The 21189-nt window shown below is 41.3% G+C and carries 18 protein-coding genes; 14 read left to right on the top strand and 4 right to left on the bottom strand.

The window, feature by feature from the left end; genetic code table 11:
• Positions 1 to 123: 123 nt before the first annotated feature.
• Positions 124 to 411 carry a hypothetical protein gene (locus tag PP2015_RS16595; RefSeq protein ID WP_128724142.1) on the top strand — a complete coding sequence of 96 codons (288 nt, stop codon included), beginning with the start codon at positions 124 to 126 and terminating at the stop codon, positions 409 to 411.
• Positions 412 to 502: 91 nt separating this feature from the next.
• Here PP2015_RS16595 and PP2015_RS16590 read toward each other — a convergent pair whose 3' ends face one another.
• The gene (locus PP2015_RS16590) at positions 503 to 3019 is read right to left on the bottom strand and encodes a zinc-dependent metalloprotease (RefSeq protein ID WP_058031359.1); all 2517 of its coding nucleotides are present in this window, start codon (positions 3017 to 3019) and stop codon (positions 503 to 505) included.
• A gap of 281 nt (positions 3020 to 3300) precedes the next feature.
• Between PP2015_RS16590 and PP2015_RS16585 the strand changes: the two genes are divergently transcribed.
• The 5 genes from PP2015_RS16585 (at position 3301) to PP2015_RS16565 (ending at position 10971) form a co-directional block, all read left to right on the top strand.
• Complete coding sequence (locus PP2015_RS16585) at positions 3301 to 4461, top strand: efflux RND transporter periplasmic adaptor subunit (RefSeq protein ID WP_058031358.1); 1161 nt, start codon at positions 3301 to 3303, stop codon at positions 4459 to 4461.
• A 10-nt stretch (positions 4462 to 4471) separates the two neighbouring features.
• Positions 4472 to 7621, top strand: coding sequence for an efflux RND transporter permease subunit (locus PP2015_RS16580; protein ID WP_058031357.1), 3150 nt, complete (start codon positions 4472 to 4474; stop codon positions 7619 to 7621).
• Positions 7622 to 7799: 178 nt separating this feature from the next.
• Entirely contained in the window at positions 7800 to 8336 is a 537-nt protein-coding gene (locus PP2015_RS16575; RefSeq protein ID WP_058031356.1) for a hypothetical protein, read from the top strand.
• Positions 8337 to 8411: 75 nt separating this feature from the next.
• A complete protein-coding gene (locus PP2015_RS16570) occupies positions 8412 to 10475 on the top strand; it encodes a S9 family peptidase (RefSeq protein WP_058031355.1) in 2064 nt (687 codons plus the stop codon).
• Between the two features lie 19 nt (positions 10476 to 10494).
• Positions 10495 to 10971: a hypothetical protein gene (locus tag PP2015_RS16565; protein ID WP_058031354.1), complete on the top strand. Its 477-nt coding sequence runs from the start codon at positions 10495 to 10497 to the stop codon at positions 10969 to 10971.
• Here PP2015_RS16565 and PP2015_RS16560 read toward each other — a convergent pair.
• On the bottom strand, positions 10939 to 11412 hold the full coding sequence (locus tag PP2015_RS16560) for a Dps family protein (protein ID WP_058031353.1): 474 nt from the start codon (positions 11410 to 11412) through the stop codon (positions 10939 to 10941). The genes PP2015_RS16565 and PP2015_RS16560 overlap by 33 nt on opposite strands.
• A 296-nt stretch (positions 11413 to 11708) precedes the next feature.
• Here PP2015_RS16560 and PP2015_RS16555 point away from each other — a divergent pair, with 296 nt between their 5' ends.
• Entirely contained in the window at positions 11709 to 11918 is a 210-nt protein-coding gene (locus PP2015_RS16555; protein WP_058031352.1) for a hypothetical protein, read from the top strand.
• A gap of 13 nt (positions 11919 to 11931) precedes the next feature.
• On the opposite strand, the gene PP2015_RS16550 is transcribed toward PP2015_RS16555, so the two are convergent.
• Both PP2015_RS16550 and PP2015_RS16545 read right to left on the bottom strand, forming a co-directional pair.
• A complete protein-coding gene (locus PP2015_RS16550; RefSeq protein WP_058031351.1) occupies positions 11932 to 12537 on the bottom strand; it encodes a PGAP1-like alpha/beta domain-containing protein in 606 nt (201 codons plus the stop codon).
• Positions 12538 to 12657: 120 nt separating this feature from the next.
• Positions 12658 to 13194 carry a YaeQ family protein gene (locus PP2015_RS16545; protein WP_058031350.1) on the bottom strand — a complete coding sequence of 179 codons (537 nt, stop codon included), beginning with the start codon at positions 13192 to 13194 and terminating at the stop codon, positions 12658 to 12660.
• 151 nt (positions 13195 to 13345) lie between these two features.
• Between PP2015_RS16545 and ylqF the strand changes: the two genes are divergently transcribed.
• The 7 genes from ylqF (at position 13346) to PP2015_RS16510 (ending at position 21167) form a co-directional block, all read left to right on the top strand.
• A complete protein-coding gene (ylqF, locus tag PP2015_RS16540; protein ID WP_058031349.1) occupies positions 13346 to 14290 on the top strand; it encodes a ribosome biogenesis GTPase YlqF in 945 nt (314 codons plus the stop codon).
• Positions 14291 to 15523: 1233 nt separating this feature from the next.
• Positions 15524 to 16159, top strand: coding sequence for a hypothetical protein (locus PP2015_RS16535; RefSeq protein ID WP_058031348.1), 636 nt, complete (start codon positions 15524 to 15526; stop codon positions 16157 to 16159).
• A 47-nt stretch (positions 16160 to 16206) separates the two neighbouring features.
• Positions 16207 to 17115: a serine hydrolase domain-containing protein gene (locus PP2015_RS16530; RefSeq protein ID WP_058031347.1), complete on the top strand. Its 909-nt coding sequence runs from the start codon at positions 16207 to 16209 to the stop codon at positions 17113 to 17115.
• Between the two features lie 2 nt (positions 17116 to 17117).
• On the top strand, positions 17118 to 18179 hold the full coding sequence (locus tag PP2015_RS16525; protein ID WP_058031346.1) for a sensor histidine kinase: 1062 nt from the start codon (positions 17118 to 17120) through the stop codon (positions 18177 to 18179).
• Complete coding sequence (locus PP2015_RS16520) at positions 18176 to 18868, top strand: LytR/AlgR family response regulator transcription factor (protein ID WP_058031345.1); 693 nt, start codon at positions 18176 to 18178, stop codon at positions 18866 to 18868. Before PP2015_RS16525 ends, PP2015_RS16520 begins: the two co-directional genes overlap by 4 nt.
• Before the next feature lie 120 nt (positions 18869 to 18988).
• Entirely contained in the window at positions 18989 to 20290 is a 1302-nt protein-coding gene (locus PP2015_RS16515; RefSeq protein ID WP_058031344.1) for a GntP family permease, read from the top strand.
• An 88-nt stretch (positions 20291 to 20378) separates the two neighbouring features.
• Positions 20379 to 21167: a TIGR00266 family protein gene (locus PP2015_RS16510; RefSeq protein ID WP_058031343.1), complete on the top strand. Its 789-nt coding sequence runs from the start codon at positions 20379 to 20381 to the stop codon at positions 21165 to 21167.
• Positions 21168 to 21189: the final 22 nt, after the last annotated feature.

The following is a 21189-nucleotide window of genomic DNA, read 5'->3' as shown; positions in this document are numbered from 1 at the left end:
CTTACTCAATCGGTAGATATTTACACCTTGTTGCATTTTAAATTGATTATGATTTTCTAATATTGGGACTAACCGCTATATTAGGATGAGTTAAATTATTACCAAGGTTGGGGTGAGATGTTCGTGTTGATTAAGACCTTACTTTTTAAATTGTTTAAACAGCAGGCCAGCAAAAAAGTAGCGGGTATCGTGGTTGAAAAAGCGATGCAACAAGGCATGGCATATATGGCGAAACGCGGCGAGCAGAAAGAAGATGACACCATGTTGCTAGCTGCGGCGTTAAACAGCTTAGCCAACAAAGGGCTAAAGGATGGCGTTTATCCACTGGAATGTGGGCAAAAGCGTTTTAATGTGACCATTCGAAATCAAGGTATTGTGGCTATCCAGCCGATCGAAGTCAGTAAAATGTAGCTGATCAAGTTTCATCTTAATTAGAACAGATAAATAAAAAGGCCAGCATAAACTTCGCTGGCCTTTTAACATCACAATGCAAACTGAGTGATTAAGCGTCTAATGCTTTCTCGATTAGGCGCTTAATATAGGCATGATGTGCTTTAGTGGCTGTATCAGCGCCCCAAGGTGCACTCATGTCATTGATTTGTTGTAACTGATATAACGCTGCTGCTTTCGCTAGATTGTCATATTTACTTGGCTTACCAAGACCTGCGGCTTTGATTAAGCGGTTAACATATTCAACCTGTAGGTTTTGGCTGAATGTGCTTACTTCTTTGCTCTTCACAAAAATGCCAGCGGTTAAATCAGTCATAAAGTCGTTTAACGCGTACTCATTACCGTATAGCGCCGTATCAGATAAACGCTGTAACACATTTGGGTGTAACAGTTGGTTTAGCACTGATTTCTGCATGCCTAAAACCATTTTGTGCGCTTTTGGATCTTCGTTCTTACCATAGTGGTTGAAGCCACGACGCTGTTGCTGCATGAAGTTATACAGAGGCTGCATGTTTGCCAATACGTTTGGTGCAAATACTTTGTCAGCTAGTGCTTGCATCGCTTCTTTTTGGCGCGCTAGAGGTACAGGTGTGAATGGTTTTACATCATCAGCTGTGCCTACTACGTTACGTTCAACATATACGCCACCAATTTGACGAGAGATCACGTCAGCTTGGCGCTTATATTGGCCGAATAGGACATTTGCAGAGGTTAGTAGCTGTTGATGTGATTCGCCTTGTACACGTGCAGTGTCAGTTAGCTTGCCAAGTAGGTTGTCGATAAGTTCCATACGGCCAACACCGTAGGCCACAGGGTTAGACGATAAATCACCGATCATCACGCGTGGGTCAATATGGCGACCAGGTGCACGCATATCGTCTGCGTCATTACCGAATGTTAGCTTTGGATCGTTTGAACGAGATAGAATTGCTTCAAGGCGTTTATCTTCTGCATCAGCCGTGCTTGCTGCAACGCTGTAGCCGTATTCAATTGCCCAATCATCGTAAGGACCCGGACGAGTTTGGAAGATATCGCCTTGCTTTTTACCAAGTGGCGCAATGTTCGCTGGTGCATAATCCATCACTGAACCGGTCACGATACCTTGTGTTAGGTTCTTATCGTGTACTTCGTTTTCATCCCAGATGATAGACGATTTCATGTTGTGGTTAAGACCTAGTGTGTGACCCACTTCGTGCAAGATAAGTTGTACAAGGGCTTGGCGAAGCATTTCTTTACGTTCAATGTCGCTGCCTGTTGACAGGCTGGCTGTCATCATTTCGCCTTGTAGCTCATGACCTAATGAACAGTTCATCGCATCATGTTCGCCTAAATCGGCATTGCTGTGGCTCATTGCACCTTGGCTGTAAAGTGTGTCGTAGATCCAACGGTTCTTCATAAACACATACTCAAGCATGATGTCTGAACCTAAGATTTCGCCCGTTAATGGGTGCGCAAGTGCAGGACCGTAACCGCCGAAAGGAGGGCGAGGTGAAGATGTCCAACGTAGCACGTTGTAGTTAATGTCACCCGCATCCCACTCTGCATCATCAGGTTGTACTTTAACCACTAATGCGTTTTTGAAACCGATTTTCTCGAATGCACTGTTCCAAGCCAATACGCCGTCACGCACTGTGTCACGCCATTCAACAGGCGTGGTGTTTTCTATCCACCACACAATTGGCTCTACAGGCTCAGATAATTCAGCGCTAGGATCTTTTTTCACTAAGTCCCAACGTTTGATTACGTCATTGTAAGGTGTCCAATCAGGTGAAGTCATCACGTCGAATTGGTTAGTGAAATAACCGATGCGCGCGTCGTCTTTACGAGGCTGGTAATCGTTTTTAGGTAGTGCCACAAAACTGTGCTGAACTTTGACTGACACAGAGCGTGGATCTGTTACTGCAGCAGAACCACGCACACTTGGGTTCGGGTTACTAAATACATAATCAACAACAATGTCTAAGTTATTTGAATATGGGCGCTGTTTGATGATACGAGATTTCTTGCTATCCAGCTTGCCCACGTTGAAGCGTTTGCTGGCATTTTTATCACCAGCACGTTTCCAAGGTGATACCTTGTGTAGTGATTCACTTAAGAAGATTTTGTCGGCTTTAAATGCAATTTTACCATCTTCTTGTTTTTCAATTTTTACACTCGCAAGTACCGCTTCACTGATGTTTGCTTCGCTTGCACGTGCTAGTGCAGTGTTTTCTTCAAACTGGTAGCGTGGTGTTTTGCTGATGATATCGATGCGGTTGAAATGCTGTCTAAATTCAATCAGTTTAGTTTCACGGTAGCTGCCACGCACGTGGCCTGCGTCTGTTACACCGTCAACAGTATGTGCAAAATAAACAAAAGGAGTATTTAATTGGCTTTCTTCTAAAACAAGTAAGTGCTCGCCCGTTTTCTTATCTTGATAAAGCTCAAATACACCTTTGAATGCGGTTTTGTTTTCAATCAGACTAGCAATGGTTTTTTCTTTTTTATCTTCTTTTTTCTTATCAGCAGCAATGGCTGCTTGGCTAGCAAATGTTAGTGCTAGCGCAAGAGATAGGGCAGTTTTTTTCATAAGTACGCTTGTTAATTTTTCTTTGGATTTTTTAGTGTACCGAATATGACTTATAAAGCCATATTGATGCGATTGATGACATAATTGGGACAGTGTAAATCTTGTTAAGTGATTGATTTAATATGTTTTTGATTTTGTAACATAGTATGTAAAACCAAAAACCTGTCACTCATCGTATTAGCTGTAACAGATTCTTACAAATGTCACATTTTTCTTGGTATTAATCTTGTTAGTATAAAAAGTAGAAAAGGCTAGCAAATTTTTTAATAGGTGAAATCGTTATGCAAACGAAGGTACTAAAATGGATATTCCCTGTCGCAGCTATCGTTGTTGGGATGATGGGCGCTCAAGGCATCAAAGTTCTGGCCAATGAGCCGGATGCAAAGGAGCAGGTAGATACTAGACCTGTTGTTGCTGTTGAGGCGGTTTCAGCACTTGACCATCAAGTTGTTATTAACAGTTATGGTGAAGTTCAACCTTTTGAAAGTACTAGGCTTTCAGCTCAGGTATCTGGCGAAGTAGTGGCTTGGCACGAAAACTTTGTAACTGGTGGCATTGTCGCCAAAGGCGAAGTGTTACTGAGTATTGAAAAAGACAACTATGAAGCGGCTGTCTTGCAAGCCGAAGCAGAAGTAACGCGCGCAGAAGCGAAGCTTATAGAAGAGCAAGCACTTGCCGATGTTGCAGCTGATGAAGCAAAGCGCTTCCCAAACAAAAAGCACACAGATTTATTTCTTCGTAAACCACAACTTTTGAGTGCCCAAGCAGCTTTAAAATCAGCGAAAGCGGCTCTGAAACGTGCACAGCGTGATTTAGATAACTGTGATGTGGTTGCACCTTACGATGCGTTAATTGTTTCTCGAGATATTGGTTTAGGCCAGTTTGTGAGTATGGGTAGCAGTATCGCGCAGCTTAATAACATTGAGCATGCTGAAGTGATTATTCCGGTTGCAGGATTTGATAGTGCCTTTTTACCAGAGCGCATCGAGGGCTTAGACGCGACTATTACACAAACGGGCTTAAACGGTTTTACTCGTTCTGCAAAAATTCACCGTGATTTAGGCGTGGTTGATAAAGCAACGCGCATGGTTAACCTGGTTGTCAGAATCGCAGATCCATACGGGTTACAGACACAGCAACCACAAGTGAAATTTGGCTCATACGTTCAAGTTAACTTCTCTGGTAAAACGTTAAATAGTATCTATCGTTTGCCGCAAGATTTAGTAAATAACAACACAGTTTGGCTGTTAAATAGCGAAGGCCAGCTTGAATCTCGCAAAGTACAAGTGATCCGCGAAGAAGGTCAGTATTTCTATGTGAGTACAGGCCTAAAAGATAACGAGAAATTGGTAACTACTTTACCTGAATACCCGCAAACAGGGATGTCGGTAAAAGTTGCTGGTTCGGATTCATCTAAAGCTGAAACCACTGACAAGCTTTAAGGAGTAGCAGATGAGTCAAGCTGAACTTGAAAAGCAAACCGGTTTAATTGCTTGGTTTGCAAAGAACTCGGTTGCGGCCAACTTATTGATGTTTTTCATCATCATTATTGGTTTATATACCTACAACACCATTCAAAGGCAGATGTTTCCGAATGTAGAAATTAACTATATTACGGTATCTGCGAACTATCCAGGTGCTTCACCACAAGAAATTGAAGAAAGTATTCTGATGAAGATTGAAGAGGCATTGAAAGATGTCACTGAGATCAAAGAAGGGGTTTACCGTGCAAACCGTAATGGTGGTAGCGCGACGTTAGAAATCGATCCAGATGTTGAGTTAACTGATGTACTCGACAAGGTAAAGCTGCGTGTCGATGGCATTGCGACTTTCCCAGCAGCGATGGAACCGGTCACCATTAGTCAGATTGAATTCCAGCAACAAGTCATAGAAATGACTTTGTCGGCTGATTTGCCGTTAACTGAATTAAAACCGATGGCAAAGCGCATTGAAGACGAGCTTTTGCAACTCAACAATGTATCTCTGGTTGATGTGAGTGTGCCTTTAGACGAAATCGCCATTGAGATTAAACCGGATATGCTGCGCCAATATGGTTTGACCATTAACGACGTGGCAAGCACTATTCGTAATTACTCTGCAAACTTCTCTGCAGGTCAGCTACGTACTGACTCAGGCATCATCTCGGTGCGTATTGAAAACCAGTCTTATAATGGCGACGAGTTCCGTCAACTGCCGGTAAAGGTAGGCGCACATGGCGGTAAAGTACTACTGCGAGATATTGCAGAAATCAAAGACGAATTCACTGAAGGTGAACGCTACTTCAAGCTTAATGGTAAGAACGCAGTATTTATTTCTGTAAAGGCAACCAAAGAGCAAAATATGGTGCCGGTTGCTGAGTCAGTTAAGAAATTCATTGAGTTGAAGAGTGAAGAGCTGCCAGCTGGGGTTGAACTGAAATCTCTGGTTGATATGACCTATTACTTAAATGGTCGTTTAACTATGATGAAGAGCAACTTATTACAAGGTATGTTCCTTGTAGCCTTAATGCTGTTTTTGTTTTTACGATTCAAGCTAGCAATGTGGGTAACCATCGGTATTCCAGTATGTTTCTTGGGTGCGGTAATGTTAATGCCAGTTATAGGTATCACCATTAATGTTACATCTTTATTCGCCTTCATTATGGTGCTAGGTATTGTCGTTGACGATGCGATTGTGATCGGTGAGAGCGCTTACACAGAAGTAGAGAAAAAAGGCCCTGGTGTGCATAACGTGATTGTGGGTGCAAAACGCGTTGCTACGCCAGCAACCTTTGGTGTACTGACAACGATGGCTGTATTTGCGCCACTCATGTTCTCGACAGGTCCTGAAAGTGCCAACTTCATTAATATCGCCGGTGTAGTACTGCTGTGTCTGTTCTTCAGTTTGATTGAATCTAAACTGATCTTGCCTGCGCATATTGCCGCGATTAAATTCAAACCGTTAAAAGAAGATAGCTGGCGTCATAAATTTAATACTAAGTTCTTTGGTTTTGTGAATGGGCCTTATCGTCGCTTTGTGAAACTGTGTGTAGAGTGGCGTTGGACTGTATTGTGTGCCTTTATTGGCATGTTCATCGCAAGTATTGCTTTGAGTAGCAGTGGTATGTTGCGTACCTTGTTCTTACCGAAGATCCCACATGACTTCCCAAGTATTAATATCACCATGAATGACAATGTGTCTGATGAACAGACGATTGAGGCGATTAGAAAGCTTGAGGCTGTGGTGCTGAATGTAGATAAACAAATTCAGCAAGAGTATGGCACAACTATGTTACGTGATGTCATGGTATTTAACGAAGGTCGTACAGAAGGTCGTCTATTAGCGCCACTCGTTGATGAAGAAGACCGTCCATTTAATACCTTTGAATTAACGCGTCGTTGGCGTGAACAACTACCTGAAATTGCAGGTATGAAGTCAATTCAAATTGACGATGAAGTGATAAACATGGGTAGTAACGGTGATTTCGGTTACCTATTATTTGGTTCTGACATAGATACGCTGAATGCGGCGGGTCGCCAGTTGATCAGTATGCTACAAACTGAAAAAGGCATCTTTGATGTGAGTTCAACCATTGACCCTGCAAGTAAAGAGATCCAGCTAGCACTTAAACCTGTTGCTTATGAGCTGGGGTTAACTTTGCGAGATATTGGTTCTCAAGTAGGTGCGAGCTTCTACGGTGGTGAAGCGCAGCGTGTGATCCGTAATGGTGAAGAAGTACGCGTTATGGTGCGTTACCCGAAATTGACTCGTGAAGCATATTCTTCATTAAAGCATACCGTGATCAAAACGCCGCAAGGTCGTGAAGTGATGCTAGGTGATGTGGTTGAGATCTCTGAAAAGCCGGGTATCAGCTACATCCGCCGTGAAGACGGTTATCGTACTGTGTATGTATACGGTAATATCGATGAAGAGGTCGTAGAACCCAATGCTGTGACTAAACGCATTGATGATGAAATATTACCTGAGCTGATTAAGGCATTCCCGTCTGTTAAAACTAAGCTAGGTGGTGCGATTGAAGAGCAGCAAGCACAAACGAATGAGCAAATCGTATTCTTCATTATTGGTATGTTATTAGTGTATATCTTATTGGCAATTCCGCTTAAGAGTTACTCTCAGCCATTGATTGTTATGTCTGTTATTCCGTTTAGCTTGGTTGGTGCATTATGGGGTCACCTAGCATTTGGCTTAGATTTAAGTCTGATGTCACTTTACGGGATCATTGCTGCAGCTGGGGTTGTTATCAATGACTCGCTAGTAATGACGGATTTTGTAAACCAATCTCGTAAAGCGGGTCACTCATTAAAAGAAGCGGTGATTGAAGCCGGTTGTGCAAGATTCCGTGCAATAACGCTTACATCGATTACAACTTTTGTAGGCGTACTACCGATCATGTTCGAAACCAGCTTACAGGCAATGTTTGTCATTCCAATGGCCGTGTCTCTTGGCTTTGCCGTTGTGTTTGCGACATTAATTACACTATTACTGGTGCCGTGTTTGTACATCATACTGACTGATATTCGTAATATATTTGGTAAGGGGTTAAGCTTGATTAAACGTGCAGGTAATGCACTTAACCCTAAAGGTAAAGTGCAAAATATCTAAGACTTTATTTTAGGAATACCAAGGCCAGCATATGCTGGCCTTTTTTGTGTAGAATATGAGGGTGTGTACAAAAGTAGTAGTTATTTTCTATTTTGTAGTAAAAAGGTTGAGTTTGGGATGTTGCTAGCTATAATTTAGATACGTTCTTTATTTTGAGATAGTTATGTTTAGGCGCCCATTGATACTTGATGAATGGCAACAGATATCAGTATTAAAACAAAACCGTCATTTATATGTTGGCGATAATGTTACTGCGCATTTTTTTACTCAAGAAGGTGAAGTTGAAGCTTTGCAGCTCACTCTGAACATCGCTTATAACGCAATGCAAACATCTCAGTATTGGACGCGAGAACTGGCAAACCTCATTAATTTTCATCTCCCCCTCGTTAAAGTGGGTAAAAAAGCTTTATTGGGCTGGGAAGTGGGCTACGGAGAGTTACCTGTTTTTAGCCACCCAAGTAGTGGTATAACCCAGTTTGAACTCAGCTATCAATGTACTGCTAAAGCAAAGGCGCGAAGTAGTGAAGCGCACACGTCAAATATCTATCCTCAGCAATCACAAAATTATCAGCCAGGCACAAAAGTGTGGCATCAAGGCACTGGCCGTTATTATAAATGTAAAGCTTGGCCATTTAGTGAGTATTGTCGTGATATCAGCGGTGATTTTGAGCCTGGGATAGGTGCCTTATGGGAAATGGCGTGGGAAGTATGCTGAGCGATATCGCATTCCCTTTATAGGTATGTTGACTATGATACACTGCTGCTAATTAACTTATTTAAGGAAAGGCAAGTGAGTCAGTCTATTTCAGCTCCAATCGCAAAAAAAGTCCCCCACATTTTAGAAACGCATTCAGAGCAACGCGTCGACAATTATTATTGGATGCGTGACGATAATCGTAAAGATCCCGAAATACTGGCACACCTAGAGGCCGAAAACGAATACCTAAAAGCGGTAATGGCCCCTCACGATGCTTTAAAAGATCAATTGTTTGAAGAAATGAAAGGGCGCATCGTGAAAGATGATAGCTCGGTTCCAGTGAAAGATGGTAAATACTGGTATATGAGTGAAGTGGCAGGTGACAATGAATATGCCTTTCACTATCGAGCAGACAATGCCGAGATGCAAAATAAGCAGTTGCTGCTGGATGTAAATGAACTTGCAGCGTCCTATGAGTATTATGACATTGGCGACATGGCGGTGAGCCAAAATGATGAGCTGATGGCTTATAGCGAAGATACAGATGGCCGACGTATTTACAAAGTTAAGTTTATCAACTTGGAAAACGGCGAATACCTGTCTGATGAGTTAGAAAATACTGAAGGGCAAGTGGTATGGGCCAATGACAATCGCACGGTTTTTTATGTAAAAAAAGACCTACAAACTCTACTTGGCTTTCAAGTGTTCAGACATGTATTGGGTACGCCGCAATCAGATGACATACTCGTTTATGAAGAGCAAGATCGTCAGTTTTATATGGGCTTAGGTAAAAGTCGTGACGATAGCCAGATCTATATTTATCTAGCAGCGACCGAAACATCTGAACAGTGGGCGCTAGATGCTAATAATCCTGAGCAGGCATTTGAGTTATTGTGTGCGCGTTTAGAAGGCCATGAATTTGGTATTGATAAGTTTGCAGATCAGTACTTTATTGTCTCAAATCACCAAGCGAAAAACTTTAAACTCTGCACTGCAAAGCTAGAAGGCATCGCTGACATGGCGAATTGGCAGACACAGATTGCACACAGAGATGACGTACTGATTGAAGGGTTAGAGCTATTCAATAGTCATTATATAGTGACTGAGCGTTGTTTAGGACAAACGCGTTTTGTCGTCCATGACTATCAGGGTAGTAGCCATACCCTTGCATTTAATGATGTGTGTTATAGCGCGCAAATGGGCAATAACCCTGAGCCTGAATCAAATTCTGTCCGCATTCATTATTCAAGTCTAACAACGCCGAGTAGTGTGTATGAATGCGACCTAGCCACAGGTGAAAAGCAGTGCTTAAAACAACAACAAGTACTCGGTGCTTTTTCAGCGGATGATTATGCTTCTGAGCGCTTACATATTACGGTGCGAGATGGCGTTAAAGTGCCAGTCTCTTTGGTATATAAAAAGTCATTATTCAAAAAAGATGGCACAAACCCTATGCTGCAGTATGGCTATGGCGCTTATGGTATCACCATAGATCCAAACTTCTCGAGTAATACCCTGAGTTTATTAGACAGAGGGTTTGTTTATGCCATTGCACATATTCGCGGCTCTGAAATGTTAGGTCGACAATGGTATGAGCAAGGCAAAAAAGCCCACAAACAGAATTCATTTAATGACTTTGAAGATGTAACCCGTAGTCTTGTTGAACAAGGTTATGCTGATGCGCATAAAATCTTTGCTTCAGGTGGCAGTGCAGGTGGTTTATTAATGGGGGCGGTGGTAAACCAAGCGCCAGAGCTTTATTTGGGAGTTGGTTGTCATGTGCCGTTTTTAGATGTACTTACAACTATGCTTGATGAGTCAATTCCGCTTACTACGAATGAATATGACGAATGGGGTAATCCAAATAACGAAGCTGATTATCAAACCATCAAGGCGTATTCACCGTACGACAATTTAAAGCCACAAGCTTACCCACATATTTTAGTTACGACTGGTCTGCATGATTCCCAAGTACAATATTGGGAGCCGATGAAATGGGTGGCTAAATTACGAGAAACCAAAACAACAGACTCTTTGTTGTTATTTAGAACGGATATGGGGGCAGGTCATGGTGGTGCAAGCGGTCGTTTTAAAAGATTAGAAGAAATTGCACTTGAGCAAGCATTTTTTATCAGCTTGCTAAAACAGGCGTTATGATAAGGCGCTATACTTTTAAATGTCTAATGCGAACTGTGTTGAACACAGTTCTATTCTAAATGAGGTATCAATGAAGTTTAAAGCGCACGGATTTTGGCGAGTACATATGGAGAGCCCAACGATTTATATTGCGCTTAAAGGTGCATTTAATCGAGAGGGTGTCATTGACTTTGAAAGTGATATGTTAAAACGGGTGGTTGCACAGCCTGCTCAATATGACAGTGCTGTACTTGATTTAACTGAATTTGAAATGAGCACCCCAGATAGTTTAGAAGCCACCAGAGAATATTTTGAAGGTGTTAAACAACGAAATTATGCTTGGGTTGATTATATAGGTGTAAACTCAATTGCTGAAAAGCTATTAAAGCAGATGTGGCAAGGGGCAAAAACAGAGATTTGTTTTTACCCCAATGAGGCCATGTATATTGCTGCTAAGCCAAAACAAAAAAAGCCGCTTTTAGAATTATCCCAAATAAGCTTTGAGCATCCACACTAGCTTTTCTTGTTCTTTTATATAGTCGCTCATGAGAGCGGCTGTACCTTCATCTTCTGCATCACTTGCAACACCTAGTATTTCTCTTTGCTGTTTTAGTAATAAAGTAAAACCATTAAGTAATGTTGTTACCGCTTCATTACCATCAGTGATGTTCTTGGCTTCTTGAATTTGAGCACGCTCTAAATAATCGCTAAATGCATGCAATGGCTGACCACCTATGGTTAAGATACGCTCTGCTAATTCATCTACTTTTAGCAGTAACTGGTCATAAATTTCTTCAAACTTTAAATGTAGCTCAAAGAAGTTTTTACCTTTGATATTCCAATGAAAGCCACGTGCATTCATGTATTGAATTTGGTAGTTGCTCAGTAAGTTATTTAATTGCGCAGCTAAATCTTCGCTAGCTTGTTTTGATAAACCAATATCTGTGAACTGTGTCATGTTATTTACTCCTGTTGTTTGCATGGGTTAAGTATGGGGTATGCGCTTTAATTGGTCTAACGGGATAAAACAATAACTGTAATTCAAAAAAACGATTGAAAATCATTTTTTAATCTGTGGAATAAAGCTTGCCAATCTTAGCTGGGTTGTTTGCTTTTTGACCTGAAAATTGATCTATCACAAGTTGGTGATAGGGGTTATAAATACCAGAAATAGAACTTGATTTAGGTCAATAATCACACAGGCATGACGCGCATAATGACTCTGTAAACAGACAAAAATCAATGGGTGTCATCATGGAACTAAAAACACAATCTCAACATAAAGCAGAAATCACCGTTGTCATAATTGCGTTACTGGCATTTGTTGTCGGTCTAGTGGGGCATTTAGCTGGCGCAAGCTTCGCGAACTCAGATGCGTTTGGTTACATTGCTGCACCAATACCGCTCATCACCGGGATTATCGCATTTGTGGCTTATAAAATTGCAGAGAAAGGCGACCACTAAATAAGTATTTAAGTCATTCAGGATCGGTTAGAAGTGACAATACATAATCGGTGACTTTGCGTGAATAAATCATACTGGTATGGCTAACATGAAATACTTTGTGCTCTGCCATACCTTGTAGTTTTGTCTCTTCTAATAATACTGTGCCATCAGAGCTACTGCCTTTTTGTAAAATAGGCATCAGCCCCAAAGGTAAATCACCGGCAATGCTGTAAAGCCTTGCTTTGTAAGGCCAATCTTGGTTGTCTGAGACTAAAAACTCCACACTGTTTTTTAAAAAAACATCGAACCCTTTTTCATGCATTTGTTTGGCAAACATGCTGCCTTTGTGCGGTGTGCCCAAGGTAATGACCTTTTCAACTTGCTCACTGGTTGCAGAGTGGTTATCTAAGTAGGCGCGCGCAATTAATCCGCCCATTGAGTGGCAAACTAGTGCTGCGCTGTCATTGCCAATAAAGTCATCTATTTGAGAGAAGATCTCTGATTTATCTGGGCTGAGGGTATTGTAAGTAAGGTTTAAAATCTCAAACTGATGTTTTTTAAGTTTGTTGCACAATGGCTGCATCACGAAGCCAGACATATAAAGTCCATGCAAAACGATGATTTTATTTATTGCCATTGTGCCTCCAATTTAAGCTTTTCCCTGTTTCGTTGAGCATACTTTAACAAGCGTAACTGAGCCGAAGCTTAATTAGTCTTTGAAAACCAATTACAGTTTAAATTTTACCAATGGTTATCACTATTTCCAGATGGCTGGGATAATGTGTACACTTTGTTCTTCGTCGCTTACCCAAATTTCACCATCTTGCACTGTCACGGTTAAATTCATGCCGCGTTTTGCCATCGTAGCAAGTTGTGATGTTGCTTCATACGGTAAACTGATAACCGATAGATTCTCGTGGCTATAAAGCTTAGGCTGATTCTTTTGCCACCAAATCTCTTGGTTGTTTTCGCCATAACAATACAGCACCACATCTTTAGCACGATTACAGGCTTTCTTAACGCGCTTTTCATCAGGCAGACCCAGCTCGATCCAAAGCTCAATCTCTTCATTATAGTTTTTTAACCAAACTTCAGGTTCATCATCAGCACACAGGCCTTTTGTGAATTCCAAACGTTCTTGGTAATGAAGTGCAAAGGCTAAAATGCGGATCATCAAGCGTTGTTCATTTTCAGATGGGTGCTGCGCTACGGTCAAAGACAGTGTTTCGTATACGTGTTTATCCATGTCACTCAAAGCGAGCTGTGCTTTGATGATGGTCGATTTTAAGGCCATTATTTTGATTCATGCTAATAAAAGTAGAACGATTATACATGAGCCAAGGTGTTTAAATATGATTTTATCAACGAGGTTATTTAGTGTTTTGCAGATTTTTGCGTAAAATAGCGCAATCAATTTTTGTCGAATAGAATTTAGGAGCGCAAGTATGGCAATTCAGTGGTTTCCTGGGCATATGAACAAGGCTCGCAATGAGATTAAAGAGATCATGCCCCAGATGGATGTGATTATCGAAGTTTTAGATGCGAGGATCCCGTATAGCAGTGAAAACCCAATGGTGTCTGCGCTTCGTGGTGATAAACCGGTCATCAAAATAATGAACAAAGCAGACTTGGCCGATCCTGAGCTAACTAAGCAATGGATGGATTATTTTGAACAAGAAAGTGGTGTAAAAGCCATTGCGTTTGGTCATGATAAAGGCGCTGAAGTTGCTAAGGTAAACGAGTTATGTAAAAAACTTGCCCCACATAAAGTGGGTGCAGATAAACAGCTAAAAGCCATGATCATGGGTATCCCTAACGTAGGAAAGTCGACTTTAATTAACCACCTTGCAGGTCGTATCGTTGCGAAAACAGGTAATGAACCTGCAGTGACCAAGTCTCAGCAGCGTATTCGTCTTGAAGATGGCATCATGCTGTATGACACACCAGGCATGCTATGGCCAAAAGTTGAAAATGAAAACTCGGGTTATCGTCTAGCGGCAACCGGTGCTGTAAAAGATACGGCGATGAACTACGAGGAAGTCGCCAGTTTTACCGCTGAATACTTGCTGACTGCCTACCCAGAGTTATTAAAGTCACGTTATAAAATTGATGAGTTGCCAGAGCAAGATTGGGAGTTTGTCGAAATGGCGGGCCGTAAGCGTGGTTGTATCCGTGGTGGCAACCAAGTTGATACCCATAAGATGTCTGAAATCTTAATCAATGAGTTGCGAGATGCCATTATTGGTCGCATCACCATGGAAACACCAGCGATGCGTGATGAAGAAGAAATTATGGTTGCTGAGCTACGTGCCGCAGCTGAAGCTAAAAAAGCCGCAAAAGAAGAAGAGAAAAAACTACGTAGAGCAAGAGCGCGTAAGAACCGTCGCTAAAATTCTCATATATTACAGACATAAAAAAAGCCCGTTTAGGGCTTTTTGTGTTTCATATCTACCGTCACCGATATGAGCAATGTAGCAAGTAAAATGTGTTTGGAGAAAAGTGAAGATATCGCGAGGGGCGTTGCGATATCTCACTCCCTACCATGGCTTTAACGTGGCAACACGTGTTTCGGGTCGAGAAACAAATTAGAGTAAAGTTCACCAATCTTAATAAATGCTCGACCATTCTTGCGAGCTAAATACTGTACTAACTTCGTCGAAAACTTTTTATATAGAATAACTATATTGCAAATTTTTCTTCTTGTTATTGCAGCATTACCCAAATATTGGTTAGCAAGCGCAATAACCGCTCTGGCATTTATGCGATTGGTTTAACAAAGTAAGCCGTCAATCTTGCTTTGTTGAGATTGATTATCAATTAGATTATCAGATGTGTCAACAGTCTTTTTGAAAATAATTCTCATTTATTTTTAAGGGGCTGAATTAGGTAATTTCAGGCATAAAAAAAGCCCTGTTAAGGGCTTTTTGACTTTTCATATCTACCGTCACCGATATGAGCAATGTAGCAAGTAAAATGGTCTGGCCGCCAACATCGAATAACAAGGGGCGCGTTACAGAATGTTATTGGCCAATGCTGTTAACGTGTGTGCATCACGAATTCTGGGTCGAGAAACAAGATTCAGTAGCATGTCTTGTTGAGATTGATTATCAGTTAGATTTATGGGTATGTCAATCTATATTTGAAAATAATTCTCATTTAGATTTTTAGAATGGAAATACAAACTTCAGACATAAAAAAAGCCCAATTAAGGGCTTTTTGACTTTTCATATCTACCGTCACCGATATGAGCAATGTAGCAAGTAAAATAAGTTTGGCCGCCAGCTCAAGCAATAACAGGGGCGTGTCAATATGAGCTCTTGGCCTGCACTGTTAGCGTGTTTGCATCACGTATTCTGGGTCGAGAAACAAGATTGTGTATCGTGCTGTCGTCTTGTTGAGATTGATTATTAGTTAGATTTAACTTTCTGTCAACACTTGTTTGAAAATAATTCTCATTTAGTTTTGCTGGTGGTTAATTTTGTTTGTTCACATCGTTTTTCTACCTTTAGGCCATAAAATAAACAGTGGGCGTTGCCTTTGGGATATGGTGAATAAAAGTCAGATGTTTAAATAAACAATGTGAATTGACGATCGAGCAAGTGTTCGATTTAAGGAGCAAAAAAATGAAATGGTTAATAGTAGGATTAAGCATGTTAATGAGCACCTCATCTATGGCTGTGGATAAATGGCGCGGCTTATTAGAATTACAATCGGGTGTATATTTAACGTTAGGCTTTAATGTTGATGTGCAAAAAAATACTGTGACGCTCGATAGTCCCAACCAAGGTATGTTTGGTAAAGTGCCAACAGAATTTACAATATCTAAGAAGCAAGTGTCATTTAAAGATAAACAGCTTCAAGCTGAGTTTAATGGCAAAGTTGAAGGTGATACTTTGGTTGGTACCTTCACTCAAGGTCGTGCAATGGCAATTACATTGTATCGTTTAAATGAGCAAGATTTGTCACAGCTAAAATATGAAGGTGCTTATAAAGGCGAGCTAGATGTAAATGGCAAGCCTCTACCTTTAGTAGTGCAAGTTGCAGTGGTTAATGGTGGTTTTTACTCCTCTTTAGATAGCCCAGCACAGCAGAGCTATGGCATTCCTATTACAGAGTTTGCCATTGATGAGAAAACTATGACATTTAGCTCAAAAATGATAAGTGCTAGTTTTTCTGGTCAGCTTGACGGTGCAGGGTATAGTGGCAAGTTTGTGCAAGGCTTTGAGATACCGCTCACATTGAAAAAAAAACAGCTTTAGATAGACCACTAAAGCCATCAGTTCAACTGAGTCAACTTCAGGCTCAGTTGCCTGAGTTATTTTCTGATATAGCAGCGGCAGTTATTGTCCTCAAGGGTGAAAAGCAGGAGTTTTACTTCAATGGTGCAAAAGTGAATAAATCTAGCTTGTTTGAAATTGGTTCTGTCTCGAAGCCCTTATTTGCACTTTTAACCAGTCAGCTTGTGAACGAAGAAGTATGGTCAATAAACATGCCAGTTGCTAACTTGTTAGATAAGCAATATGCGCATCACAGTTATTCTCTAAAACAATTATTAACTCACCGTTCTGGCTTGCCTAGGCTTCCTTCTAACTTGAAACCAATAAGTATAGATGACCCTTATGCAAACTTTGACTCTTCATCTTTACTTCATGCACTTGTGGCGCCTAATAACTCACCCGGTCAATATGAGTATTCCAACTATGGCTATGGTTTGTTAGGTTGGCTTATGTCCCAAGAGCTAAATATGACTCAAGCTAACATGGTTCAAGATTATTTGTTTAAAACGTTAAACATGACAGATGCTAAATTGGCTTTGAGCGGGACTCAGCATACTAAATTGAAAGGACGGGATTATTATGGTGATGAAGTCCCAAATTGGCATTTTAATAGTTTAGTCGGTGCTGGTGGAGTATTAGCTTCTCCACAAGATATGGCAAGTTGGGTTAGCTTTTATTGGTTGAAGTCAGAACAAAATATAAAACTAACCGAAGCAATAGCATTGAGTTTATCACCGCTTAATAATGACATGGCGTATGCCTGGAGTTTAGGCCAAAACGGAAGCTATTTTCATGGTGGAAAAACAGCTGGATTCAACACTATGGTGGTATTTGACCCTAAAAAACAGATTGCCGTGATCACTATGGTTGCGGGAGAGCGAGATGCAGGAAGTATCGCAATGACTTTATTTGAGCAGTTGCAAGAAAAAGATAATTAATTATGCAGTTTTTACAGTTTCAGAGTTTTTTTAGGCAGCGATATATTTTCGCTGCTTGCCACTTAACAAGCTGGTTAGTGGCTTATTTATTTATCACTTCAATTGTTATGCAAAACCCATATGCAAGTTGGATAGAAGCTGTATATGGAGGCATATTTTTATCCGCAGGAGCATTATTTACATACACTTTGAGGTGCTTGTATAAACGTTTTATGCAGCAAAAAAGCAATTTTCAGCAATTCATAAGTTTATTTATTGGCGCTCTCATATCAACTTTACTCGCCACGATTGCATTATTAGTTGGTGTTTTTTTCTTAGCGTATATTGGAGTGTCGCACCCAATTCCATCGTCTCAGACTCGTTTTGTTATTGAGCATGTGGGGCTGAGCAATGGTATTAACATGTTGGGCATGACGCTGTTATGGTCATTGGGGTATTTGGCTGTCAGCAAAATTAAATTATTAACTGAGGCGCATTCACTGCTTACAGTGAGCCAATTACAGGTGTTGAACAGTCAGTTGAATCCCCACTTTTTATTTAATGCCATTAACGATATTCGCGCTTTGATTTTAGCTCAGCCCGCTCAAGCCCGTGATAGTTTGGCTGAGCTGGCAGATATGCTGCGTTATTCATTACAGCCGAACCACAAGGATAAAGTGCCAGTATCAGAAGAGTTGGCAAATGCAGAACATTACTTAAATTTATGCAAAATCGGTTTAGCAGAACGATTGCAGACACAAATTGAGGTTTCACCTGAGGCGCTTCAATTAACTATGCCTAAAATGATCTTACAACTATGTTTAGAAAACGCAATTAAGCACGGGATAGCAAATAGTCGCATAGGTGGTACTGTTTATTTATCGATTAGTTGTGAAGAAAAGCTCATGATTGAAGTTATTAACCCATTACTTACAAACAAACAGCCTTCAGATGGCTTGGGTTTAGCGACAAAAAATATAGAGAAACGTTTGGCGTTACTTTATAAAGGCCAGTCTAAGCTGAATCGTTTTGAGCAAGGTGAGCAAGTAATAACACGTATTCAATTACCAAAGGAAACAATATGACTCGGGTTGTGATTGTTGATGATAGCCATTTAGCAAGGCTCGAATTAAAAGCGCAAATTGAAGAGTTAGGTGGGCTTGATGTGGTTGGCGAGGCGCCAGATATCATTGAAGCCAAGGTTATTATAGAACAGGAACAGCCTGATTTACTATTGCTTGATATCAATATGCCAAGCGGTAGCGGGTTTGATTTGCTGGCACAGTTAACTTATGTACCCCATGTTATTTTTGTCACCGCACATGATGATTTTGCTGTAAAGTCATTTGAAGTCAACGCCCTCGATTACCTACTTAAGCCAGTTACGCAAGCCCGTTTAGCTGTTGCAATTGAAAAGTATAAGAAGTTGCAAGCACCGCTCGAAATAGATAGTCGTTTTTTTATCAAAGATGGGCAGCGTTGCTTTTTTATTGCGTTAGAAGAGGTGCAGGCATTTGAAGCTATGGGAAATTATACGCGCTTGCATACAGAAAATGGGGCTGTTAGCGTGTATCGAACATTGGCAAATATCGCTGAGCGTTTACCTAAAGAACCTTTTTTTAGGGCTAATAGAAGCTGGCTATTTAATATCAATAATATCGCAGAGCTTGAACAAGAAAGTGGCGGTACGCTTGAAGTGAGGTTGCAAAATAATCTGCAAATCGCCTTGTCTCGGAACCAAACAACCGCGTTTAAACAACGTTATAAATTATAGGCTGTGTACTTTTTCAACAAAATCTCCTAACGTGTAGTTATCTGTAATACCAATCTTCAAAATAAACCGTTTTATTACAGGGTTGGTTTAAAACAAAAATAAAAACAAACAGGTGATTCTATGTTGAGTTCAATCGGTCTCGCATTTGCGTTAGTCGCATTGATAGTATTGACGCTCAGGGGCGTTAATTTATTTATTTCAGCCCCTTTGTGTGCTGTCGTTGTCGCACTATCGAGCGGCATACCTTTATTTCAAATAAGTGAGCAAGCAAGTTTTGTATCTGGCTACATGAGCGGCTTTGCAGGCTTTGTACAAGCTTGGTTTTTGATGTTCTTGTTGGGATCACTGTTTGGTAAATTGATGGAAGACAGTGGCGCGGCAGATGCAGTTGCTCGCTATATTGTGAATAAACTCGGTATGAAGTATGCGGTGTTAGCTGTTGTACTTGCTTGTGCTTTGCTCACGTATGGTGGCGTGAGTGTTTTCATCGTGGCATTTTCTGTTTACCCCATGGCACTGAGTTTGTTCAAAGATGCGAACTTGCCTCGTCGTTTTATTCCAGCAGCATTGGCATTTGGTTCGGTTACTTTCACCATGACATCAGCAGGCTCTCCTGAGATTCAAAACTGGATCCCGATTAAATACCTAGGCACTTCACCTTATGCAGCGTGGCAAGAGAGTTTGGTTATTGCCATATTCATGGCGGGGCTCGGGTATGTATTGCTGCAATATATGATTAAATGCGCGGTGGCAAATGGCGAGCAATTTGAAGCGCGAGATAATGACCCTGAAGCAACACGAAACAGGCTGCCAAGTGCTATTACGGGCGTGATCCCTTTGTTGGTCGTGCTGGCGTTGTCTTTTACCTTGCATGAAACACTGCAGCAAAATGCCTTAATTGTGGCTTTGCTCGGTGGGGTGATCAGCCTGTTTATTATTAACTTTAAATACTTTATTAATGTTGAAGCTGCGGTGAATCAAGCAACAACGGGTGCTTTAGTTGCAATTGGCAATACTGCCGCTGTTGTTGGTTTCGGTGCAGTGGCTAAGTTGACTCCAGCATTTCAAGATGCCGTGGTTATGATGACGCAGATCCCTGGGCATGAACTGATAGGTGCTGCGATTGCAGTGAGTGTGATTGCCGGTTTAACAGGCTCTGCATCGGGAGGACAGGCCATCGCCTTACCTTTGGTGGCGCCACATTATATGGACTTGGGTGTTGAGGCTGATGAATTGCACCGTGTAGTAGCAATAAGCTCAGGCGCCATAGACACCTTGCCACACAATGGCTATGTAGTGACAACCATACGTGCGATTTGTGGTGAGAAGCATCAAGATGCCTACTGGCCTTTAGCTATGCTCACTGTGGTTGTGCCGTTAATTGGCTTGGCGTTGATATTAGGGTTATTTATTGTTTTTTAACTTTGCTTACAATTTATGGCTGTTAAAAGCGGTGTTTTTAAGCGCAAGATAACAGTTACAATCATGTTCAATCTAGAAGGATTACACAATGCGATGTCATGAAATTGATTATGAAATAATCGGCGAGTCAATGCAGATGGTTGAAGTCGAATTAGATCCACGAGAAACCGTTATCGCGGAAGCTGGTGCAATGAACTATATGGAAAGCGGCATTGAGTTTGAAGCCAAAATGGGTGATGGTTCAGAGCCTGAACAGGGTTTCATGAGTAAGCTATTCAGTGCAGGTAAGCGGATGATCAGTGGTGAGTCACTATTTATGACACACTTTACGAATAGTGGGCATGGCAAAAAGCGTGTCGCATTTGCCGCGCCTTTCCCAGGTTCCATCATACCTTTGGATATGGCTGAGCTTGGCGGTTCTGTTTATCTTCAAAAAGACTCCTTTTTGTGTGCCGCTCTAGGCACCAAAGTCGACATCGCATTCCAACGCAAATTAGGCGCGGGCTTTTTTGGCGGCGAAGGCTTTATTCTTGAACACTTGCAAGGTGATGGCATGGCCTTTGCGCATGCAGGCGGTACGGTCATCAAAAAGCAACTCAACAATGATACATTGAAATTAGATACAGGTTGTGTGGTGGGCTTCAGTGAAGGCATTGAGTTTGATATTGAACGTGTCAGTGGTCTAAAAAGTATGTTCTTTGGCGGCGAAGGACTATTTCTAGCGACTTTGTCGGGCACCGGCACTGTGTGGATCCAGAGTTTGCCTTTCTCAAGGTTGGCCGACAGGGTGATTCAACATGCGCCAAGTCAAGGAGGTAGCCGTCAAGGTGAGGGCTCAGTGCTAGGTTCAATTGGTGACATAATTGATGGCGATTAACCTGAGAAACCCTTTTATTTAA

Origin of the sequence: Pseudoalteromonas phenolica, from assembly GCF_001444405.1 — a bacterium.
GTDB classification, from domain to species: Bacteria; Pseudomonadota; Gammaproteobacteria; order Enterobacterales; family Alteromonadaceae; genus Pseudoalteromonas; species Pseudoalteromonas phenolica.
Note: the sequence above shows the minus strand (reverse complement) of the source record. Positions and strands in the feature narration are given on the sequence as shown.